The organism is Lentihominibacter faecis (genome assembly GCF_014306095.1).
GTDB classification, from domain to species: domain Bacteria; phylum Bacillota; class Clostridia; order Peptostreptococcales; family Anaerovoracaceae; genus Lentihominibacter; species Lentihominibacter faecis.
The window spans coordinates 13761-35865 of the sequence record NZ_JACRWC010000106.1; the positions used below are offsets into that span (position 1 = coordinate 13761).

Genomic DNA, 22105 nt, shown 5'->3' on the forward strand with positions numbered 1-22105 from the left:
TGCAGTTTTGCAGTTTACAGGGTTTCAGGTTTTAGTAGTGCATTACGACCGGCATGCCGACTTCAGCCTGTCTGTAAAATTCAGGGATCCGCCCGGTAGGCATATTGACGCAGCCATGGCTTCCGTTGGTTCTCCAGATACTGCCGCCGAAGCTGCTTCTCCAGCTGGCATCGTGGAAGCCGATCCCTGTCGGAGTAATACCCATCCAGTAGGATACCGGCGACTCATAGTCGTCGCCTTTGAGAATCACGTTTCGCAGTTTGTTCATGATAAAGTATGTCCCTGTCGGCGTAGCGTCGCCACGCGCCTGATTTCCTGTTACGACGCTGCAGGAGAATTTCAAGACACCGTCGCGATAAAAGCGTACTTCCTGTCTGCTGAAGTCTACGTCGGCATAGGTGTTGCCGAGAAGGCGGGAATATGTGCCGTAGCCTTTTTTGGAATAGATCGGTTCGCGCTTCACATCTTTATGAGATTCCAGGTCTTTTGTAAGCTGTTCGGCTTCTTTTTCCTGATCGATCTTCCATCCGTATGTACCGCCCTTTACAGTGATCTTTTTTCCGGCCAGGGTTTCAAAAGTACGTTCGATTCCTACCGTGTTATATTTTTCTGCCAGTTGTTTTACATACTCCTTCACACCTTCAGTGCTTGCTTTCCCGGAAAGGCTGCTGTCAAACATAGTGCTCAATTCTTCTACTGAAACGGTGAAAGAATCCTCTCCCAGTTCATAATCTATTTTTTGTCCAAGATATTTTTTGCAGAATTCCTGATATTTGATAAGATTTTCGTCATCAGATGTTACCTTCGGTATATCGTTGTATTTTTTTTCATCATAGATCATCTGAAGATTTCCGGACTGGATCTGCTCCAGCATTGCCTGGAAGAACCGATCCTTATCAATGGCTGTTCCCATTTTTTCAGGAATGATCGGAAAATCCGGATCCGACAAATCGACGTAAGCATCTGTACTGGCTTTCGCGTTTGGATTGTTGAGGAATTCAGAGTTCATCACCTGTTCCTTGAAGGAATCGCCGCAGGTTTTGATTGTCATGGGGATCTTCACGGAAAACGGTGTGCGAAGATAATGGCTCATGGCTGCGGTCAGGAGATGCTTTTCTTTTATGGAGCGTATCTGACCGGCAATGTCATATGTACAGTCAAAATGTGTAAACTCTGCCAATTTGTCGTTAAGACTTCCTACTACGGTCAGAGTTTTCTTGTTCCACTCATCAGAGAGCTGACTGAAAGCTTCATCGTAAGTAAGATTAGAGCAGTCGACTCCATTGATCGAGGTTTTCTGCGGCAGATGATCAGCAGTGTAGTCGGAAGATCTGGTATATGCGAGAATCAGCCCGGCTATCGCGACGATGATGCATGCGATGACTGCGGTGATAATAATAAGGGTTTTTTTCATAATGTCTCCTTCTCTGGATCCTGTCCATAATCTCTTTTATTCTACTTGATTCGTCAGAATTATACAATAGAAAAATTGTTCAAAAAGTTCGTCATATAATTTTATCGCAGAGTATGATAAAATATTAGTAGAATACTAAAAGAGGTTTTATATGGCATTTACACATTTACATGTACATACAGAATACAGTTTGCTGGACGGTGCTGCCCGGATCGGAGATCTGGTGGCGCGTGCAAAGGAACTGGGCATGACGTCGCTGGCTATCACAGACCACGGCGTTATGTTCGGGGTCATCGATTTTTACAGGGAATGTAAAAAACAGGGCATTCGCCCTGTGATCGGCTGCGAGGTCTATACAGCTGCCCGTACCTTGTTCGACAAAGATGCTGAACGGGATAAGAGGATGGGGCACCTGGTATTGCTGGCAAAGAACAATCAGGGATATAAAAATCTGATGAAGATCGTTTCGGAAGGATACCGCCATGGCTTTTACTACAAGCCGCGGATCGATAAGAATGTACTCAGGCAGTATCATGAAGGACTGATCGCTTTATCGGCATGTCTGGCGGGAGAGATCCCTCATAGATTGTTAAACGGCGATTACGAAGGCGCTAAGAAAGAAGCACTGGAAATGCTGGATATCTTCGGCGAGGGTAATTTTTACCTTGAACTGCAGGATCAGGGGCTGGAGGAAGAAGCGCGCATTTTGCCGGATATGAAGCGGCTTCATGCAGAAACCGGGATTCCGTTTGTCGCGACCAACGACTCTCATTATGTGCGTCAGGAAGATGCGGTGGCACAGGATATCCTGATGTGTATCCAGATGGGAACGACGGTGGATGAAGAGAATCGCATGCGGTTTTCCAACGATCAGTTCTATCTCAAATCTGAGGATGAAATGCGTAAGATCTTCGCATCTATTCCGGAGGCGTGCGATAACACGGAAAAAATCGCCCAGCAGTGTGACGTGACCTTCACATTTGGCGAACTGCATCTGCCGGATTTCCAGGCTCCGGAGGGACTGACCAAACCTGAATACCTTCGGAAGCTCTGTGAGAAGGGACTGGTAGAACGTTATCCGGAGACAGAAGGGGAAGCCCTTGCAGATCTGCAGGAGCGACTGAATTACGAGTTATCCACCATTGAAAATATGGGCTATGTGGAATACTTCCTCATCGTCTGGGACTTTATCAATTACGCTAAGGAAAATCATATCATGGTAGGGCCGGGGCGAGGCTCCGCGGCGGGAAGCATCGTAGCATATACATTGCGTATCACCGATATCGATCCGATCAAATATGGGCTGATCTTTGAGCGGTTTCTCAATCCGGAACGTGTCAGCATGCCGGATATCGATATCGATTTCTGCTATGAACGGCGCGGCGAAGTCATTGACTATGTAACGCGAAAATACGGAGAGGATAAGGTCTCTCAGATCATCACATTTGGTACGATGAAGGCCAAGCAGGCTGTAAGAGATGTCGGGCGTGTACTCAATGTCAGCTATCCGGAGACCGATGCCATCGCGAAAGCGATTCCCTTTGCATTAAAAATGACCATCGATAAAGCTCTGGAAATGAGCCCGGAACTGAAAGCGAAATACGAAGGCGATGAAACGACCCGAAAGGTCATAGACATGGCAAGAGCCATCGAAGGTATGCCGCGCCATGCGTCAACGCACGCAGCCGGCGTGGTGATATCCAGGGACAGTATCGATGAATACGTGCCACTGTATCTTGCGGATAAAGGGCTGTCCACTCAGTTCAATATGACGACGATCGAAGAGCTGGGACTGTTGAAAATGGACTTTCTGGGGCTGAGAAACCTGACGATCATAAGAGATGCGCTTGCGATGATCGAAAAGGATCACGGGGTCAAAATCGATTTTTCCAGGATGGAATACGATGATCCGAAGGTATATGAAATTATCGCGAAAGGCAATACGGAAGGGATCTTTCAGCTGGAAAGCGGCGGCATGACTCAGTTTATGAAGAATTTGAAGCCGGACTGCTTTGAAGATATCGTCGCCGGGATCTCCCTGTACCGTCCGGGACCGATGGCGTCTATTCCAACATATATAGAAAACAAGAAGCATCCGCATAATATCGCTTATATCCATAAGAGTCTGGAACCGATATTATCTGTTACCTATGGCTGTCTGGTGTACCAGGAGCAGGTCATGCAGATCGTGCGCGATCTGGGCGGTTATTCCTATGGACGTTCCGATCTGGTGCGCCGTGCCATGAGTAAGAAAAAGATGGACGTTATGCTGGAGGAAAAAGAGTACTTTATTCATGGCAAGACCGATGATGACGGCAATGTGGAGATCGCAGGATGTGTGAGAAACGGTGTGCCGGAAGATGCCGCAGAGGAGATCTTCAACCAGATGGTAAGCTTCGCGGAATACGCATTCAACAAGTCACATGCGGCGGCATATGCGGTGCTGGCTTATGAGACCGGCTATCTGAAGGTCCATTATCCGGCAGAATTCATGGCAGCTCTGATGACCAGTGTGACTGGGGATGCCAATTCGATATCAAAATACATGAGAAACTGCCAGGAGATGGGGATCCAGGTACTGCCTCCTGATGTGAATGAAAGCGATAAGAAATTTTCTGTTACAGATGGAAAGATACGGTTCGGGCTTTCCGGTGTGAAAAACGTGGGAGACGGGGTCATCGATGCTATCATCGAGGCTCGTGAAACGAAAGGGATCCCGGGTGATATTTTCCGCTTTATTGAGAATCTTGACGTTCATAAGATCAATAAAAAGGCAATCGAAAGCCTGATAAAAGCTGGTGCACTGGATTGTTTCGATCCTAATAGAGCGGCTCATATCGGCATCTATGAAAGCCTGATCGAGTCGGCTCAGTCAAGTGCGAAGAAGAACATCGAAGGACAGCTTTCTCTGTTTCAGCTGGCGGCGGATACCATGGAGGAGAGCAATGTAGTCAACCGGCTGCCGGCAGTTAAGAATTTTGAAAAGTCAGTTCTTCTGGCTCAGGAAAAGGAAATGCTGGGTGTGTATCTGACGGATCATCCGCTGCGGGAGTTTGAGGAGCGGATCGCAAAGATGACGACTGTTACAGCGCAGGATCTGGCAGATGTTCTGGACAGTGAAGAAAACGGGAGCCAGCATAGTTTTGTGCGTGACGGGATGCAGGCAGTCATGGCAGGAATTATCACCGGCAAAAAAACATTGATCACAAAGAACAACAAGATGATGGCGTTTTTGAATATAGAAGATTTGTATGGCGCGGTGGAGATCGTGGTATTTCCCAATATTTACGATCGGTACAGCAGCATTTTACAGGAGGACGCTATTATATCTGTCACCGGCAGCATCAATTTCAAAGAGGGCGAGATGCCGAAGCTGCTGGCAGAGAACATCGTGGATCTGAGAGAGCTTAAGGATGCCATACCGGAGGATTCTGCAAAGGATATGCCGGAGAAGTTTGGCAGCGGCCGGCTTTCTGCAAAGGCTGCACGGCAGCCTCAGGGACTGATCAAGATCAAGCTTCCGCAAGGTGTGGATAAGGATGAGATATTGGAGCAGATCCGGCAGGTGATGAGAAGTCATCCCGGTGAATGTCAGACAATCATATATCTGCCGGAAGGTGGATCATTCCGGACGGATGAAAGTCTGTGGGTGGTTCCGGATCACGATTTTCAGCAGAAGATCACAGATCTTGTCGGCGCAGAAAATTATAAAGGATAACAACCGGTAAAAAGGAGGTAGTTTGCTTATGAAGAGGATCGGAATATTGACCAGTGGCGGAGATGCATCGGGCATGAACGCAGCGGTTCGGGCGACTGTGCGAAAGGGGCTCTCTATGGGAATGGAGGTTTATGCGATCGATCGCGGATTCGAAGGGCTTCTGGATGGAAATATTGAAAAAATGCAGTGGCATTCGGTTGGGGACATACTGCAGAGGGGCGGTACGATCCTGCGAACAGCAAGGAGCGAACGGTTTCGGACAGAAGAGGGACAGGAACGTGCTGTTTCTGTTCTGGATACATTCGGAATAGAGGGTGTTGTGGTGATAGGAGGAGATGGCTCTTTTCGAGGCGGAATGGAGCTTTCCCGGAGAGGCGTTCACGTGATGGGTATTCCGGGAACGATAGATAATGACCTGGCGTATACGGATTACACGATTGGATTTGATACAGCGGTAAATACGGTTCTGGCTATGATTTCCAACATACGTGATACGTCATCAGCTCACGAAAGAACCAGTATCATAGAAGTTATGGGACGTCATTGCGGAGATATCGCTCTTCACGCGGGGCTTGCCGGTGGAGCGGACGATATTCTGATCCCGGAAATCGAACTGGATATCAATCGTGCCTGCAGACGGATCCTGCGAGGACAGCAGTCGGGCAAGCGCCACAGCATTATCATCAAGGCAGAGGGCGTACCGGTCAGCACGGCTGAGCTGCGGGATATCATAGAAGAACGGACGGGACAGGAGACCCGTGCAGTGGTGCCGGGTCATATCCAGCGAGGAGGAACACCGAGCCGACAGGACAGGGTCCTGGCCAGCCTGATGGGTGCGAAGGCGGCAGAACTGCTTTACGATGATGAAGAAAGCAAGGCCATCGGCATCACCGGGGGAGAGATTCGTGCATGCGGACTGGAAGAAGCTTTGCAGATGAAGCGTGAGTTCAACCCGATGCTGTATGATCTGGCGGAAACGCTGGCATAACACATGGATGAAAATAAAAATATAATGTTTATGTGAGGAGGTTTAGGAATGGACAGAAGAGATGATAACAGGAGTAAAAAAGTGATTTTTGTATCCAGTTGTTTGCTGAATACAAACAACAAAGTAAAAGGACTGGCAAGATATCCGGGAATGTGTAAAGAAGTTTTCGACACACTGTATGAAAACGATCTGGGGATCCAGCAGATGGACTGTCCGGAAACGCTGTATATCGGAATCCAGAGATGGTGGCACACGAAGAATCTGTATGACAACGTAGGATTCCGCAGACAATGCAGGGAGATTGCAGAGCGTCAGGCGGACTACATGGAAGAATACAGAAGAGAAGGCTATAAAGTAGTTGGCGTGCTGGGATGCGACGGTTCCCCGACGTGTGGTGTTACCATTACAGCGTGGGATGAAAACTGGGGTGGAAGTCCTGTAGACCTCTCCTTTAACGATGCTATCATCGAAGGCGAAGGCGTGTACATAGAAGAATTGAAAAAAGCCATCGAAGAACGCGGTCTGGACGTACCTCCGTTCTATGGACTGGCACTTGATGATGAATCTGCCGATATGGAGCAGATCATAAGCGATTTTCGTGCATTCATCAAGTCCATTGCTTAGAAAGACGTACTCTCGTCTTCTGAGAAGGAACGGCCTGGTTATTTGGAATCTTCAGGGCTTTTAATGGATTCCAATCCGATATCATTTTTGATGATGCGACCGAATGTGATGGCATTCCTGCCGAATTTTTTCCGTATATCATCCATGGTACGTTCCATTTTTTCGCCCGTTTCGTTCTGGATGTTTTCGCTGGAAAAAAGGGAAAGCTGCTGAGCCTGATCTTCCGGGCACAGATTGATGGCTGTAACAGTAAGCATTCGGATGGGGTGACGCAGGTTCCAGGACTTTTCGATGATAGAGACAGCGGTATCTGCGATGTTCTCTGCCAGATTGGTAGGGTTATCTAGCTGCTGCTGCCTGGAAATGACTTTTAAAGAAGGATCTTTGATGTCTACTTTGACACCGAAGGCCTTCTTTTTCTTTTTGCGCAGGCGGACTGCCACCGTGTCAGAAAGAGCAATGACAGCCGTACGGATATCCTGGATCCCCTCCAGATTGCGGCGGAATGTGGAGCCGTTTCCGATGGACTTGACATCTTCTCTTTCGTCAAACCGGCTGACAGGGGTCTGATCCAGACCATTAGCATAGTCGTGGATAATGCTGCCCTGTTTGCCCAGCAGGGCAGTTACGGTGTGGCGGTCTGATTCTGCCAGCTGACCGATGGTGTGGATGCCGATCCCCTGCAGTTTGTCTGCAGTGGCTTTTCCTACGAAAAAGAGATCGCGGATGTCCAGTGGCCACAGAATATTTTTGTAGTTTTCCTGTGTAATAACTGTAGTAGCATCGGGTTTCTTGTAATCGCTGCCCATTTTTGCAAAAATTTTATTAAAAGATACCCCTGCAGAAAGAGTAAGTCCCAGTTCTTTTTTGACTTGATGGCGGATCTTATCGGCGATCTGCTTCCCATTGCCGAACAGTTTCTGACTGGCGGTCACATCCAGCCAGGATTCGTCCACACTGAAAGGCTCTACCATATCGGTGTACTGCAGATAGATTTCATTGATAAGTCGGCTGTAATGCTGATATTTCTTATGATGGGGCGGAACTGTTTGCAGATCCGGGCATTTTTTTCTGGCCTGCCACAGAGTTTCTGCTGTTACGATACCGTACCGTTTGGCAATCTCGTTTTTCGCCAGGATAATACCGTGACGGCCTTCCGGATCACCGCATACCGCCATGGGTTTATCGCGAAGCTCCGGATAATCCAGGAGTTCAACGGATGCGAAGAATCCATTCATGTCGCAGTGCAGTATCACTCGGTTTTTTGTAAGCTCCATGGCCGCCTCCTTTGCAGAAATTTATTGGAATATATCCTTCCTATAAGTATACCATTTTTCGGAAGAGAGAAAACACATAATCTCCTTTTTTCTTTGCAGTATTTTATGGTATACTGTAGTCAACGTAGAGGAAGGATGGAATTATGTTTCGAAAAATAAACAGAGTACTTCGGACTGCGATTCTGATCACGGGAGCTGGCGTGCTCCTGGCGAAACTGGCGGAGAAAGATCCGCAGCAGGAGGAAGAGCAGAGCATGGAAGGAAATCATAGAGAAAAAGATGCTTTTCAGGAAAAAGAATTTGATGATATCTGGTAGTTAGAAGGAGTTTTTTTAAATGAGAATGTTAACGATCATAGGCGGTGTGCTTATGCTGCTGACTGGTATTTTTTGTTTTATCAACCCGGGACAGACATTCCTGGCGATCGCGTTTGTCATCGGACTGGTGATGGTTCTGAATGGTCTGATCCACATCTGCGCGTATATGATGGGAAGAGGCTTGAACAACAAGGGTGACAACAACGGGTGGATCCTGACCGATGCACTGATCACGTTGTTGCTGGGGATCCTGGTTCTTTGCAATCAGCTGGTTGCGGACACGGCGATCCCGCTGGTGTTTGGCATGTGGGTGCTGGTATCCGGCATACTGCGTATCGAGGCGGCCACTCATATCAACCTGGAGAGAAAGCGGGAAAACTTTCGTATCACTATGATCACTGGCGTTATGACGGTTGTAGTTGGGCTGTTTGGTTTTATCAATCCGCTGGTCATGTTTCTCAGCACTGTTGTACTGATGGGATTTTTCATGGTGATGCAGGGAATCAATATCATTGAACTGGGTATCGACATGCCGCATCAGAGAAAAGCTTACGTGAAGATCTACAAGAGAAAGAGAGAGCCTGTTCGTATCACGCCGGAAGAAGAGACGGAAGAAAAAGTACAGGAACGTCTGCAGGCTAAGCGAGAAGAAGAAATCAATGCAGTGATAGGAGATATTCATGCGAAATTATGATATCTGCATTATAGGAGGCGGAGCATCCGGTCTTGCGGCGGCTGCTTCGCTTTCTTCACATTTTCATACTGTGCTGCTTGAGAAAAACGGAATTCTGGGGCGTAAGATCATGGCGACCGGTGGAGGACGGTGCAATATCACCAATACTGCCTGTGCACACTGCGATCTGACCCTGGATTTTTTTAAATCACTGGGAATGGAACTCTATCACGATGCAGAAGGACGGTATTATCCATATTCCAATCAGGCTCGAGATGTGGCACGGGTGCTGGAAGAAGCTGCTTTGGAAAAAGGCACAGAAGTGGTGCTGGACTGCGGTGTGACGAAGATCCAGAAAAAGGTGGATCATTTTCAGATCTTTAGCGGGAAACGATCCTTTTCTGCAAAGAAGGTGATCCTGGCAGTCGGAGGCAAGGCTGCTCCGTCACTGGGGACTACTGGAGACGGATATGGTCTGGCACGCAGTATGGGTCATGAAACCACGACGATCTATCCGATCCTGACGGGGATCGAGTGCGGAGATCTGCAGAAGATCAAAGGCGTGCGAGCCAGGGGAACGGTACGCCTGTTCATAGAAGACCGGCTGCTGGCGGAAGAAACGGGAGAAATCCAGTTTACGGAAGACGGCATTTCTGGTATTTGTGTCATGAATCTGACTATGCATATCACAGCAGAAAAGGGCGCTTCGGTGCGGGAATCCCTGCAGCGTTATCATCTGGAACTGGATCTGGCGCCGGATTTCTCAGAAAAAGAGCTGCTGCACAGGAAAAGCTCGTTCGGGATTTTGTCCTATGCTCTTTCTCAAATAGTCTCATTGGAGGACATAAAGGCGTGGAGACTTCCGGTGCGAGGTGTGAAGGGCTGGAAAAGTGCACAGTGCACGGCAGGCGGGATCCGTCTGGATGAAATAGATATGCAGACGATGGAGTCCAGGATCGTGCCGGGATTTTATCTGGTGGGAGAAATCCTGGATGTACAAGGAAAATGTGGAGGCTTCAATTTGCAGAATGCCTGGGAGACTGGTATCCGGGCGGCACAGCATTTAAATGAAATATTGCTGTGAATATAGAAAACAGAAAATGAAAAAACAGGAGCATGATGAGATACAGGATAAGTGAAATAAAGCTGGATATCAGGCAGTCACAAGAGGAACTGCCGACTGCTGTACGAAAAAAAATAAAGAAAAAGGATCTGGATATACATGATCTGAAAATCATAAAAGAGTCTGTCGATGCACGGAAAAAACCGGATATAAAGAAAGTGTATACTTTAGAGTTTTCCTGCAGCCAGAAGCTTCCGCTGAAAGAAGCGGCGGAGAGAAAATATCAGGTGCCTGTTGCAGACGGTTCCGGAAAAGAGCGTCCCGTCGTGGTTGGATTCGGTCCTGCAGGCATGTTCGCAGGACTCATCCTTGCGGAGATGGGTCTTAACCCTGTTATCCTGGAACGAGGAGAACCGGTGGAGCAGCGCATCAAGACTGTTCAGAAATTCTGGAAGGACGGCATCCTCGATCCGGAATCGAATGTTCAGTTTGGAGAGGGCGGTGCAGGAACGTTTTCCGACGGAAAGCTGACGACTGGGATCAAGGATATCCGCATCGGCAAGGTACTGGAAGAATTTGTGGAGGCTGGTGCAGATCCCGGCATTTTATATAAACAGAAACCCCATATCGGGACAGACAAGCTGCAGGGGATCGTAAAGAATATCCGCCGAAAAATCGAAATGCTTGGTGGAGAGATCCGCTTTGGAAACCGCCTGGAAGACATAAAGCTTTCCGGTGAAAATAAAGCGGGGGAGCGGACTTTGCAGCAAGTGGAAAAAGTGATCGTGCAAAAGCGAAAAGAAGATAAAAGCACAGAACTGTACGAACTGTCAACATCCTGTCTGATTCTGGCGACGGGTCACAGCGCGCGTGACACCTTCGAGATGCTGCGGGATCATGAAGCTGCCATGGAGCAGAAGCCCTTTTCTATCGGCGTGCGGATCCAGCATTTACAGAAAATCATCAATGAAGCGCAGTATGGAGATGGAAGCCTTGCGGATATCCTGGGGCCTGCGGAATACAAGCTGCATCACAAGTGTGAAAACGGCAGAGGTGTGTATACCTTCTGCATGTGCCCGGGCGGTGATATTATCGATTCCAGCTCGGAACCTGAAACTGCCGTCACCAATGGTATGAGCGGATCCGCAAGAGATGGTGCATATGCGAATAGTGGGCTTTTAGTCGATGTGAAAACAGAAGATTTTAGATCGGAAGATCCGCTGGCGGGGATCGCTTTCCAAAAAAAGTATGAGAAGCTGGCTTACCGTCAGGGAAACGGTAGTATACCGGAGACGACATATGAAAAATTCCGTGATGATATGACCGATCCTGTGCGAAACAGCCTGCCGGATTTTGCAGTGGATTCTATCGTGGAAGCCATGCCGCATCTGGGTCGAAAACTTTGTGGGTTCGATGCTCCGGAAGCAGTGGTGAAAGCTGTGGAGACCAGGAGTTCATCGCCGGTCAGGATCCTGAGGGATGAATCAGGACAGAGCAGCATAGGCGGCCTTTTCCCGGCTGGAGAAGGCCCTGGATATGCAGGAGGGATCGTATCGGCCGCAGTCGATGGGATCCGTATGGCGGAAAAGGCAGCTTTAGTGATATTTTCCGAGAAACCGAATATACTGTAGCGTAAGATTGCATGAAGAAAATCCATGCGTGCTGCAGGAGGCGACCATGACAATACGAGAAGAACTTCTATTTGACTTTGCTGTGAATATGCCGAGAGTTTTAGTAACAGGAGAGACCACTGTGGTGGATAACGTCAAAAAACTGCTGGTTATGACAGATCGGCAGGTGGTGGTATCCAACGGCAGGCGCTGCACGTCCATTTCGGGGCATGGATTTGTCGTGACGAAGCTGAAGGAAGAGCGTATGCTCATAGCAGGTGAAGTGGATGAAATTCGGTTTTTTAAAACATTACAGGAAGATAAAGATCGAAGGAGTCGATCCGAAGAAGATCCTCAATAAATGCTTGAAACACAAGATCACACTGGAGGATCTTCGCTGGAAAAACGATATCACTTACACGGTCAGATTACAGGGAGAGGATTATAAGCGGTTAATGCAGCTGGCAGGACATAACTGTAAGCTGACGGTGCTGAAGGAAGGCGGTGCAATACCCCTTCTGCAAAGAGTAAAACGAAATATTGCAGCAGTCGCGGGTGCCTTTCTTTTAGGCACTCTGCTTTTTTATCAGAGCATGTTTATCGCTGAAATACAGGTGGACGGATATCGGAGTCTGGATGAAGCGGAGATCCGTAAGACATTGCAGGATGCCGGTGTGTTTGAAGGAGCGCGAAAGCAGGGTGATTATGGAGAAGCAAAGGAACTGCTGTACAGCACATATGATGCTCTTACATGGGTAAGCTTTTATGAAGAAGGAAGGCTTCTTCATGTGGATCTGGCAGAAGGCGGGGATCCTATGGAAAATAAGGAAGAGGCATTGGATGTTCCTGTCGATATCGTTGCTTCTCAGGCCGGGATGGTTCAGAAGATCCTGCCGCTTCAGGGCAATGCAAAGGTGCAGAAAGGGGATTACGTCAACAAAGGTGATCTTTTGATCAGTGGGCGTTACAAGTATCACAGCACGGATTACAGCCGTGGAGACAAAGAATTCACACAGTACCAGCACGCTCATGGGAAGGTGATGGCCAAGGTACCGTGTCACCTGGAATACTATTTTGAGAAAACGCGGCGTCAGAAGATAGAAACGGGGAGTTATTTCACCGGGATCGCTATTCATCTTGGAAATTTTGATTTTGATTCCACTAAGGGATGGGGAGGATATGAGGCTTCGGTACGAACGGAGCACAAGTTGTTGGATTTTGTCCATCTGTTACCATTTTCTGCTCATCTGGTCACGGTAAAAGAAGTGACGCTTTCTGAAAAAGAACGGACGCCGGAGGCTTTGCAGAAAACGGTAAAAGCAGCCCTGCGGGAGTATGAGAAAAAATCTTTAAGGGAAGGGGAGCGGATCCTGGACCAGGAAGTTACTTATACGGAAACTCCCGGATTGATCAAGGCTGACGTTTTGCTGGAAGTTGAGCGAGACATCGGAGTGGAACAGAAAATAGACATGAAAAAGGAAGATGCTGAACGTGAAAAGAAATAATTTTCGAAAATGCCCAGGATATGGTATACTAGAAGCAGGTAAAAAAACGGAAATTTCCGTAAGAAAAAGGAGATCATGATTGGATAAAAGAGAAGGGGAGACCTCTGGTCTGCGCAGTCTATCCGTCAGTGACAGCATTGATCGCAGAGAATTGTTTGGCGGACTGGATCGAAATCTGGAAATCATAGAAAAGAATTTAAAAGTGGATATCATTCAGCGGGGAAACGAGTTGCTTTTAAAAGGTGAAAATTCACAGAAAGCGGAAAATCTGCTGAAAGAAATGATGGGCGTATTGGAAAAAGGAGGCAAATTGGATCAGCAAAAAATCAACTACATTGCAGATCTCAGCAATGAAGGAATATCCTACAAACAGGAAAATGTAGAAAAAGGGATCATCTGTTTTACACATGATGGAAAACCGCTGCGCCCCAAAACGCTGGGACAGAAGATCTATGTGGAGAGCATAAGGAATCACGATATCGTATTCGGGATCGGACCGGCAGGAACGGGGAAAACTTACATTGCGGTGGCGATGGCGGTCAATGCATTGAAGAACAAAGAGGTTCAGAAGATCATCCTGGCAAGACCTGCGGTGGAAGCGGGAGAACGGCTGGGATTTTTGCCGGGGGATCTGCAGGAAAAGGTGGATCCGTATCTGCGCCCGCTGTATGATGCGCTGTATGATGTTTTAGGTCGGGAAAGTGCAATGCGTCTGAAGGAGAAGGAAGTTATAGAAGTCGTTCCGTTGGCCTATATGCGGGGCAGAACGCTGGATAACTCCTTTATCATTTTAGATGAAGCGCAGAATACAACACCGGAGCAAATGAAGATGTTTTTGACTCGTATGGGGTTCGGATCCCGAGTAGTCGTTACAGGTGACGTCACTCAGATCGATCTGCCCAGAGGGAAAAAGTCGGGACTGATCGAAGCGCGTCGCGTTTTACGTGATGTGGAGGAGATACGGTTTTGTGAGCTGAAGGATGTCGATGTGGTGCGCCACCAGCTGGTAAAGAAAGTAATCAAGGCGTACGATGATTATTATCGGAAGCATCCGATAAACGAAGAAGGCGAGGAATAGATCCATGAGATTATTATGTGACGAGGAACGTATCCCGCAGCAGGGTGCAATGCTCCTGGGAACGCTCGAGCAGGCGGCAGTGCTCTGCCTGAAGGAAGAAGGGATTCCAGACGAACGAGTCGAAATCAGTCTCTCCTTTGTTTCAATGGAAGAGATCCATCAGCTGAACAAAATGTATCGCCAGGTGGATCGTCCTACCGATGTACTGTCCTTCCCTATGATCGAGGATTTTAATGAGATAGACTGGGAGGATGAAGAGGAGGAGATTCTGCTGGGAGACGTGGTGATCTGTCTGGAGCAGGCGCAGAAACAGGCTGAGGAGTATGGTCATTCACAGATGCGTGAAATCGTTTATCTGTTTGTCCACAGTGTGCTGCACCTTCTGGGATACGATCATATGGAAGAGTCGGACAAGGTTCAGATGCGTCAGCAGGAAGAGCTCATCATGGATGCTTTAGATTTGAAAAGGAGCGTATAGATGGAACAGAAAAACATTCCTGAAATTGACCGCAACACGGCGAAATCTCTCTTTGAACTTGCCAGAGCAGCCAGTGACAAGGCGTATGCGCCGTTTTCGCATTATAAGGTGGGAGCGGCATTGCTGACAAAGGGTGGAAAAGTTTATACCGGAGTGAATATCGAAAATTCATCTTTTGGAGCAACGATCTGCGCGGAGCGGACTGCTTTTGTCAAGGCTATTTCAGAAGGAGAACGAAAATTTGAGGCTATTGCCATTTATGGATCAGGCAGTGAAGCGGTTCCCTGCGGGATCTGCAGACAGTTCATGTTCGAGTTTGCACCGCAGATCATCGTTATCACGGCGGATGATCCACAGCAGCTGCATATCAGACCGCTGAACGTGCTTTTGCCGGAAGGATTCCGGCTGGAAGGAGGGAATGCATGAAAACAGGTTTTGTAGGCATTATTGGTCGCCCTAATGTAGGAAAGTCCACGCTTCTGAATGCGATTTTAGGGGAAAAGATCGCTATCACGACGGAAAAACCGCAGACGACACGTAATGCGATCCGCGGCATTTACACCCATTACAGCGATGATGAACTTCCGGAAGATCTGCAGATGATTTTTATCGATACGCCGGGGATCCATCGCCCGAGGACGAAGCTGGGATCGTATATGACCGATGCGGCGATCGGTACACTGAAAGAAGTGGACGCCATAATTTTTATTGTAGACGATAAACTTTCAGATGGTCCCGGAGACAAATATATAGTGGATCTGCTGGATGATGTCGTAACGCCGAAGATCCTGGTCATCAACAAGATCGACAAGATGCAGCCGGATGAATTCGCTGAAATCTACAAGGAGTATGAGGATCTCGGTCTTTTTGAGGAGATCATAGGCGTTTCTGCAAAGGAAGGGACACACGTAGAAAACGTGATCAAAGAAGTGGCGCAATTCATGGAAGAAGGCCCGATGTACTTCCCGGACGATATGATCACAGAACATCCGGAACGGTTTGTGGTCAGTGAGATCATAAGGGAAAAGATACTGATGTATCTGCAGGACGAGGTGCCTCATGGAGTGGCTGTGGAGATCGAACAGTACAAAGAGGAAGAAAAAATCACGAAAATCCATGCTGTGATTTACTGTGAAAAGAAATCTCATAAAGGAATGATCATCGGAAAAGGTGGTCGAAAACTGAAGGGGATCGGTAAAAGTGCCCGGGAAGAAATCGAGGTGTTGCTGGGGACCAAGGTTTATCTGGAACTGTGGGTGAAGGTAAAAGAAAACTGGAGAGACAGTGATATCGCACTTTCCAATTTCGGGTATAAGGAGTAGGTGAAAAGCATTGCTTACGGATACAGAAGGAATCGTACTCAGGCAGATCAAAACTTCATACAATCGCCGGATGATCCTGCTGTTTTCGAAAAAATACGGAAAAATCAGTGCAGGAACCAGTATTCAGGAAAAAGGCAGAGGCAAGAGTTCTCTGGCACTGCGTCCCTTTACTTACGGCAGATATGAGCTTTTTAAGAATCGAGCCAGTTATAATATCAACAGTGCTGATGTGATCAAAAGCTACTATGCGATCGGAGAAAACGTGGACAAGTATATGAATGGGGCGTACGTTCTGGAATTTACCGAACGTGTGCTCTCGGAAGGGGTTCCGGCACCGGGGATCTTTCATTTGCTGCTTGATTTTTTTGATCTTCTTGAGAGCAGGGACAGAGGAATAGGTACCCTTGTGCTGGGGTATCAAATAAAGCTGTTCAAGTATGCGGGCGTGGCTCCGCAGGTAGATCGATGTGTCCATTGCGGGGAGAAAAAAGAAGCATATAAATTCAGTATTCCGGAAGGCGGGATTTTGTGCCAGGAATGCTGGGAAAAAATGCAGAATCAGCAGGACAAAACAGAACAGAAGAGCTTTTGCACAGAAAATTCACAGCAGCATACATTGATTTATGATCCTGAATTTGGTATAGTAAACATATTGAAGTATTTTACGATCAACTCCTTAAAGAATCTTAAAAACCTTGCATTAAAAGAGGATACCGGTCGGTTGCTGCAGAAACTTATACGAGAATATGCAGCATATCATTTAGACGCTTCGGATCTGAAAAGTGAAAAGCTGATCTGAGGTATAGTAACAGGAGGGAAATGATGGAAATCACGTTAGAAAAAATCGAATTAGTCAAAGATAGAACAGGCGTTACGTACGCAGAAGCTAAGCAGGCTCTGGAAGAAACCGACGGCAGTGTGGTAGATGCTATCATTGCTATTGAGGAAATCATCAATACAGGAGAAAAGAAAAAAGGCTTCGGGAAAAAAGGAGAAGCACTGTTTTCGCGCCTGAAAGAGATCGTTAAAAAGGGTAATGTATCGAAGATCCAGGTCAAGAAAGACGGAGAATTGGTTCTCAACGTTCCTGTTAATGCTGGTCTTGTGGGAGTGGTAATTGCACCGATCGCTGCGGTAGTGGCAGTGGTAGCGGCATTTGGTTTTAAATGCTCCATCGAGATCATCAAGACAGATGGAACTATCATAGATGTAAGCGATGCTGTAACGGATGCTATGGGATCTGTTGCAGAAAAGAGCAGTACGGTTGCTGGAGAAGTGAAAGAGCGCAGCACGACCTGGTATCAGAAGGGTCTTGAGAAAGCCGGTGAAGCGGTAAGCAGGATCAAGAAGGCCGGAGAAGAAGTCGCTGATGCAGCAGAAGAACTTTATGAGGAAAGTCGTCTTGACGGTGAAGACGAAGATGAGACAGATGCTCCTTGTGAAGCAGCCAATACAGCAGAAGGTGCGGGCGAGACTGCAGAGGAACAGGAAGAAACGGCTGAGAAAGAATAATCGATTTATATGGAGTAAAAAGTATGAGCACAGAAGTGACAATGGAAAAATTGACAGCCCTGGCGAAAAATCGCGGATTTATTTATCCGGGATCAGAAATTTACGGTGGGCTTGCCAATACGTGGGACTACGGTCCGCTTGGTGTGGAATTCAAGAACAACGTAAAAGATGCCTGGAGAAGGAAGTTTGTACAGGAATCCAAGTACAATGTAGGTCTTGATGCAGCGATCCTCATGAATCCACAGACCTGGGTGGCTTCGGGTCACGTGGGCGGATTCTCCGATCCTCTGATTGACTGTAAGCAGTGCAAAGCAAGATTTCGCGCCGACAAGCTTATCGAAGATTATATGAAAGAAGCAGAAGGCGTTGAAGAGCCCGTAGTAGACGGATGGCCAAATGAAAAGCTGGAAAGCTACATTCAGGAAAAGGGCATCAAGTGTCCGGAATGCGGCAAGGCTGATTTCACCGGTATCCGTCAGTTTAACCTGATGTTTAAGACGTTCCAGGGTGTTACGGAAGATTCTCAGTCTGAGATCTATCTTAGACCGGAAACAGCACAGGGGATCTTCGTAAACTTTAAGAATGTACAGAGAACTTCCAGAAAAAAGATCCCGTTTGGTATCGCACAGGTAGGTAAATCCTTCCGTAATGAAATCACCCCGGGAAACTTCATTTTCCGTACCAGAGAATTCGAACAGATGGAGCTGGAATTTTTCTGCAAACCGGGAACGGAGCTGGAGTGGTTCGCATACTGGAAAGACTATGCTGTTAACTTCCTGAAGTCGCTGGGGCTCAGTGAGGAAAACCTGAAACTGAGAGATCACGAACCAGAAGAGCTTTCGCACTACAGCAATGCGACGACAGATATCGAATATCGTTTCCCGTTCGGCTGGGGAGAACTGTGGGGCATCGCTTCCAGAACTGACTATGACCTGAAAGCGCATCAGACCACATCTGGACAGGATATGAGCTACATGGATCCGGAAACCAATGAGAAATATGTACCGTACTGTATCGAACCATCAGTGGGCGTAGAGCGTATGCTGCTGGCTTTCCTGCTGGATGCGTATGATGAAGAAGTCCTGACAGACAGTAAGGGTAAGGAAGACGTGAGAACTGTACTGCGTCTGCACCCGGCTCTGGCGCCGTACAAAGCAGCGGTACTCCCGCTGGCCAAGAAGCTGGCACCGGTAGCAGAACCGATCTATGAGGAACTGACGAAGCACTTCAGTGTAGATTACGATGTGACAGGATCTATCGGCAAGAGGTACAGAAGAGAAGATGAGATCGGTACACCGTTCTCCATCTGCGTGGACTTTGACACGGAAACAGACCACTGTGTAACGATCCGTGACAGAGACACGATGGAACAGATTCGAATCCCTGTAGACCAGGTGAAAGAATATATAGAGCAAAAATTGTATTCTAATAGTTTTAAGCAAGGAGTGTATGTAAAAATGAAAAAATTTGTGTATTCCTTTAACGAAGGTTCTAAGGACATGAAAGACCTCCTCGGCGGAAAGGGAGCCAACCTGGCGGAAATGACCAAGATCGGTCTGCCGGTACCATTTGGCTTTACCGTAACGACTGAGGCCTGCAACAGATACTATGATGAAGGGAAAAAGATCGGTGACGATATTGTAGCATCTATCTTTGAAAAGCTGGAAGAGCTGGAAAATACAACTGGCAAGAAGTTTGGCGATGTAGAAAACCCTCTGCTAGTTTCTGTTCGTTCAGGTGCTAAGATCTCCATGCCTGGTATGATGGACACCATCCTGAACCTGGGTCTGAACGACCAGACGGTAGAAGGACTGGCTGCACTGACAGAAAATCCGCGTTTCGCATATGACAGCTACAGAAGATTCATCCAGATGTTTGGTGACGTTGTAATGGAAATCGCAAAGACTAAATTCGATGCGATCTTCGATGCAAAGAAAGAAGAACATGGCTATGAGTTCGACGTAGATCTGACGACAGAAGACTTAAAGGAAATCATCGTTGGATACAAGGCTCTCGTTAAGGAAGAAATGGGAAGAGACTTCCCTCAGGAACCAAAGGATCAGCTGATGGAAGCAATCATGGCTGTATTCCGCTCCTGGAACAATGACAGAGCTATCCTTTACAGACAGCTCAATGAGATCCCGGACAGCATCGGTACTGCAGTAAATGTACAGTCCATGGTATTCGGTAACATGGGAGAAACATCCGGTACAGGCGTAGCCTTCACAAGAAGCCCGGTCAACGGTGAAAAAGCGATCTTCGGTGAATTCCTGGTAAACGCACAGGGCGAAGACGTTGTTGCTGGTATCCGTACTCCGCAGCCGATCGCTGAAATGGCTCAGGCTTTCCCGGAAGTATATACAGAATTCACAAGAATCGCAGAACTCCTCGAAAAGCACTACACAGACATGCAGGACATGGAGTTCACAGTAGAAAGAAACAAACTGTTCATGCTGCAGACAAGAAACGGCAAGAGAACTGCTCCGGCTGCTGTTAAGATCGCAGTTGACATGCAGAGCGAAGGTCTGATCGACAAGGAAACGGCTGTTATGCGTATTGAACCGGCTCAGATCGACCAGCTGCTTCACCCGATGTTCGATGCAGAAGAACTGAAGGAAGCTGAAAAGCTGACCAAGGGTCTGCCGGCTTCCCCTGGTGCTGCAACAGGACAGATCTATTTCAATGCATCCGATGCGGAAACTGCTGTAGCTAACGGTGCAAAGGCTATCCTGGTAAGACTGGAGACTTCTCCGGAAGACCTGGCTGGTATGGTTGCTGCAGAAGGTATCCTGACAGCCAGAGGCGGAATGACTTCCCACGCTGCTGTAGTAGCAAGAGGTATGGGTAAGTGCTGCGTATCCGGTTGTGCAGAGATCAAGGTTGACGAAGAAGCTAAGGAACTGACTATCGGCGAATACGTATTCAAGGAAGGAGATTACATCTCCCTCGATGGTACTGCAGGTGACGTTCTGAAGGGCCAGATCAAGACTGTACCGCCTGAATTATCCGGAGACTTTGCAGAAATCATGTCCTGGGCTGATGAAATCAGAACACTGAAGATCAGAACAAATGCTGACAACCCGAGAGATGCTAAGCAGGCTGTAGAATTCGGCGCAGAAGGTATCGGACTTTGCAGAACTGAGCACATGTTCTTCGAAGAAGAAAGAATCCCGGCTGTAAGAAGAATGATCCTGGCTGACAGCGAAGAAGAAAGAAGAGAAGCTTTGAAATTCCTGCTGCCTTATCAGAAGGGCGACTTCAAGGGAATCTACGAGGCAATGGGAGACAGACCGGTAACCATCCGTCTGCTGGATCCACCTCTCCACGAATTCCTTCCGCATACAGATGAAGAAATCAAGGCACTGTCCGAACAGATCGGCGTACCTTATGAAAAACTGGCTAAGAAGACGCAGGAACTCCACGAGTTCAACCCGATGCTGGGTCACAGAGGATGCCGTCTTGCTGTTACATATCCTGAAATCGCTGAAATGCAGGCAGAAGCAATCATCATGGCTGCTATCGAAGTGAGAAAAGAACAGGGTCTGGACATCATTCCGGAAATCATGATCCCGCTGGTAGGCATGAGAAAAGAACTGGCTGACGTTAAGGCTACAGTTGTAAAGACAGTAGAAGCTGTTCTGGAAAGAGAAGGCGTGAAGTTCGATTATCTGATCGGTACGATGATCGAAATTCCAAGAGCTGCCCTTACTGCTGATGAAATCGCAGAAGAAGCTGAATTCTTCTCCTTCGGTACAAACGACCTGACTCAGATGACATTTGGATTTTCCAGAGATGACACTGGCAAGATCATCAAGGAATACAGAGAAAAGGGAATCTTTGATGACGATCCGTTCCAGAGCATCGACCAGGTTGGCGTAGGCAAGCTGGTGAAGATGGCAGTAGAACTTGGTAAGCAGACAAGACCTTCCATCAAGCTGGGTATCTGCGGAGAACACGGCGGAGATCCGAAATCCATCGAATTCTGCAACGCAGTAGGACTTCAGTATGTATCCTGCTCGCCGTTCCGTGTACCTATCGCAAGACTGGCTGCGGCACAGGCTGCAATTAAGCAGAAGTAGGCAGCCACCTTTTGAAAGGCTAACGATTAGTTGCAAAAAACAAAGAAATAAGAAACAGCGCAATTGCTTTTTTCGGCAGATGCGCTGTTTTTTTATGATCCTGTAATCAACCCGTCCATAAAATCTGAGTTTTTAAAAAAATGCAAATTTTTAGATATTATTAATGTTCTTTTAAAATTGTTTTTAGCTTGGCAAAGTATATTTATTACAAAGAGAACAAACGAAAAAGGAGGTTTTTTTATGAGTGCAGATTTAATAATTTCAGGAGGTTCTGTTATAACAGTTGATAAAGAGAACAGGATAGCAGAAGCAGTTGCAGTAAAAGGAAATAAAATAATTTATGTTGGAAATCAGAAGGGAGTTGAAAAATTCAGAAGCACCAAAACGAAGGAAATTGATTTGAAAGGTCGATCTCTCATACCGGGGTTTATCGAATCTCATTTACAT

Annotated in this window: 18 protein-coding genes and 2 pseudogenes; 18 read left to right on the plus strand and 2 right to left on the minus strand. The window is 47.3% G+C overall.

Features of this window, described 5'->3' with window-relative positions:
- Positions 1-31: 31 nt before the first annotated feature.
- The gene (locus tag H8876_RS08560; RefSeq protein WP_249287399.1) at positions 32-1414 is read right to left on the minus strand and encodes a L,D-transpeptidase family protein; all 1383 of its coding nucleotides are present in this window, start codon (positions 1412-1414) and stop codon (positions 32-34) included.
- 151 nt (positions 1415-1565) lie between these two features.
- On the opposite strand from H8876_RS08560, the gene H8876_RS08565 reads away from it, so the two are divergent.
- The 3 genes from H8876_RS08565 to H8876_RS08575 are packed head-to-tail and all read left to right on the plus strand — an operon-like array spanning position 1566 to position 6744.
- On the plus strand, positions 1566-5132 hold the full coding sequence (locus tag H8876_RS08565; protein WP_249287400.1) for a DNA polymerase III subunit alpha: 3567 nt from the start codon (positions 1566-1568) through the stop codon (positions 5130-5132).
- A gap of 28 nt (positions 5133-5160) precedes the next feature.
- On the plus strand, positions 5161-6120 hold the full coding sequence (gene pfkA, locus H8876_RS08570; RefSeq protein ID WP_249287401.1) for a 6-phosphofructokinase: 960 nt from the start codon (positions 5161-5163) through the stop codon (positions 6118-6120).
- Between the two features lie 48 nt (positions 6121-6168).
- Entirely contained in the window at positions 6169-6744 is a 576-nt protein-coding gene (locus H8876_RS08575) for a CD3072 family TudS-related putative desulfidase (protein ID WP_249287402.1), read from the plus strand.
- Between the two features lie 38 nt (positions 6745-6782).
- On the opposite strand, the gene dinB is transcribed toward H8876_RS08575, so the two are convergent.
- A complete protein-coding gene (gene dinB, locus H8876_RS08580) occupies positions 6783-8021 on the minus strand; it encodes a DNA polymerase IV (protein ID WP_249287403.1) in 1239 nt (412 codons plus the stop codon).
- Between the two features lie 143 nt (positions 8022-8164).
- On the opposite strand from dinB, the gene H8876_RS08585 reads away from it, so the two are divergent.
- The 15 genes and pseudogenes from H8876_RS08585 to H8876_RS08655 form a co-directional block, all read left to right on the plus strand.
- Positions 8165-8338, plus strand: coding sequence for a hypothetical protein (locus H8876_RS08585; protein ID WP_249287404.1), 174 nt, complete (start codon positions 8165-8167; stop codon positions 8336-8338).
- A gap of 19 nt (positions 8339-8357) precedes the next feature.
- Complete coding sequence (locus tag H8876_RS08590) at positions 8358-9032, plus strand: HdeD family acid-resistance protein (RefSeq protein ID WP_177265540.1); 675 nt, start codon at positions 8358-8360, stop codon at positions 9030-9032.
- Positions 9019-10095 carry an NAD(P)/FAD-dependent oxidoreductase gene (locus H8876_RS08595; RefSeq protein WP_249287405.1) on the plus strand — a complete coding sequence of 359 codons (1077 nt, stop codon included), beginning with the start codon at positions 9019-9021 and terminating at the stop codon, positions 10093-10095. The genes H8876_RS08590 and H8876_RS08595 overlap by 14 nt, the downstream gene beginning before the upstream one ends.
- Before the next feature lie 32 nt (positions 10096-10127).
- A complete protein-coding gene (locus H8876_RS08600) occupies positions 10128-11705 on the plus strand; it encodes an NAD(P)/FAD-dependent oxidoreductase (RefSeq protein ID WP_249287406.1) in 1578 nt (525 codons plus the stop codon).
- Positions 11706-11751: 46 nt separating this feature from the next.
- The gene (locus H8876_RS08605) at positions 11752-12045 is read left to right on the plus strand and encodes a YabP/YqfC family sporulation protein (protein WP_177265537.1); all 294 of its coding nucleotides are present in this window, start codon (positions 11752-11754) and stop codon (positions 12043-12045) included.
- Complete coding sequence (locus H8876_RS08610; protein WP_249287407.1) at positions 11972-13189, plus strand: sporulation protein YqfD; 1218 nt, start codon at positions 11972-11974, stop codon at positions 13187-13189. Before H8876_RS08605 ends, H8876_RS08610 begins: the two co-directional genes overlap by 74 nt.
- 79 nt (positions 13190-13268) lie before the next feature.
- Entirely contained in the window at positions 13269-14267 is a 999-nt protein-coding gene (locus H8876_RS08615) for a PhoH family protein (protein WP_249287408.1), read from the plus strand.
- 4 nt (positions 14268-14271) lie between these two features.
- Positions 14272-14745, plus strand: coding sequence for an rRNA maturation RNase YbeY (ybeY, locus tag H8876_RS08620; protein WP_249287409.1), 474 nt, complete (start codon positions 14272-14274; stop codon positions 14743-14745).
- Positions 14746-15171, plus strand: coding sequence for a cytidine deaminase (cdd, locus tag H8876_RS08625; protein WP_249287410.1), 426 nt, complete (start codon positions 14746-14748; stop codon positions 15169-15171). It abuts the gene before it with no gap.
- The gene (gene era, locus H8876_RS08630) at positions 15168-16067 is read left to right on the plus strand and encodes a GTPase Era (RefSeq protein WP_249287411.1); all 900 of its coding nucleotides are present in this window, start codon (positions 15168-15170) and stop codon (positions 16065-16067) included. The genes cdd and era overlap by 4 nt, the downstream gene beginning before the upstream one ends.
- A gap of 10 nt (positions 16068-16077) precedes the next feature.
- On the plus strand, positions 16078-16866 hold the full coding sequence (gene recO / locus H8876_RS08635) for a DNA repair protein RecO (RefSeq protein ID WP_249287412.1): 789 nt from the start codon (positions 16078-16080) through the stop codon (positions 16864-16866).
- A gap of 23 nt (positions 16867-16889) precedes the next feature.
- The gene (locus H8876_RS08640; protein WP_249287413.1) at positions 16890-17579 is read left to right on the plus strand and encodes a DUF4342 domain-containing protein; all 690 of its coding nucleotides are present in this window, start codon (positions 16890-16892) and stop codon (positions 17577-17579) included.
- Between the two features lie 41 nt (positions 17580-17620).
- Positions 17621-18982, plus strand: a pseudogene (locus H8876_RS08645) (glycine--tRNA ligase); the annotation flags it as partial.
- Positions 18983-19036: 54 nt separating this feature from the next.
- Complete coding sequence (gene ppdK, locus H8876_RS08650) at positions 19037-21658, plus strand: pyruvate, phosphate dikinase (RefSeq protein ID WP_249287415.1); 2622 nt, start codon at positions 19037-19039, stop codon at positions 21656-21658.
- A 240-nt stretch (positions 21659-21898) separates the two neighbouring features.
- A pseudogene (locus H8876_RS08655) lies at positions 21899-22105 on the plus strand (hypothetical protein); the annotation flags it as partial.

Coding starts and splice junctions, on each gene's coding strand:
- H8876_RS08600 (WP_249287406.1), top strand. CDS start 10,128: ATGATGAGATACAGGATAAGTGAAATAAAGCTGGATATCAGGCAGTCA.
- H8876_RS08585 (WP_249287404.1), top strand. CDS start 8,165: ATGTTTCGAAAAATAAACAGAGTACTTCGGACTGCGATTCTGATCACG.
- era (WP_249287411.1), top strand. CDS start 15,168: ATGAAAACAGGTTTTGTAGGCATTATTGGTCGCCCTAATGTAGGAAAG.
- H8876_RS08610 (WP_249287407.1), top strand. CDS start 11,972: ATGAAATTCGGTTTTTTAAAACATTACAGGAAGATAAAGATCGAAGGA.
- ppdK (WP_249287415.1), top strand. CDS start 19,037: ATGAAAAAATTTGTGTATTCCTTTAACGAAGGTTCTAAGGACATGAAA.
- pfkA (WP_249287401.1), top strand. CDS start 5,161: ATGAAGAGGATCGGAATATTGACCAGTGGCGGAGATGCATCGGGCATG.
- H8876_RS08590 (WP_177265540.1), top strand. CDS start 8,358: ATGAGAATGTTAACGATCATAGGCGGTGTGCTTATGCTGCTGACTGGT.
- H8876_RS08605 (WP_177265537.1), top strand. CDS start 11,752: ATGACAATACGAGAAGAACTTCTATTTGACTTTGCTGTGAATATGCCG.
- ybeY (WP_249287409.1), top strand. CDS start 14,272: ATGAGATTATTATGTGACGAGGAACGTATCCCGCAGCAGGGTGCAATG.
- H8876_RS08565 (WP_249287400.1), top strand. CDS start 1,566: ATGGCATTTACACATTTACATGTACATACAGAATACAGTTTGCTGGAC.
- H8876_RS08575 (WP_249287402.1), top strand. CDS start 6,169: ATGGACAGAAGAGATGATAACAGGAGTAAAAAAGTGATTTTTGTATCC.
- cdd (WP_249287410.1), top strand. CDS start 14,746: ATGGAACAGAAAAACATTCCTGAAATTGACCGCAACACGGCGAAATCT.
- H8876_RS08640 (WP_249287413.1), top strand. CDS start 16,890: ATGGAAATCACGTTAGAAAAAATCGAATTAGTCAAAGATAGAACAGGC.
- H8876_RS08560 (WP_249287399.1), bottom strand. CDS start 1,414: ATGAAAAAAACCCTTATTATTATCACCGCAGTCATCGCATGCATCATC.
- H8876_RS08595 (WP_249287405.1), top strand. CDS start 9,019: ATGCGAAATTATGATATCTGCATTATAGGAGGCGGAGCATCCGGTCTT.
- dinB (WP_249287403.1), bottom strand. CDS start 8,021: ATGGAGCTTACAAAAAACCGAGTGATACTGCACTGCGACATGAATGGA.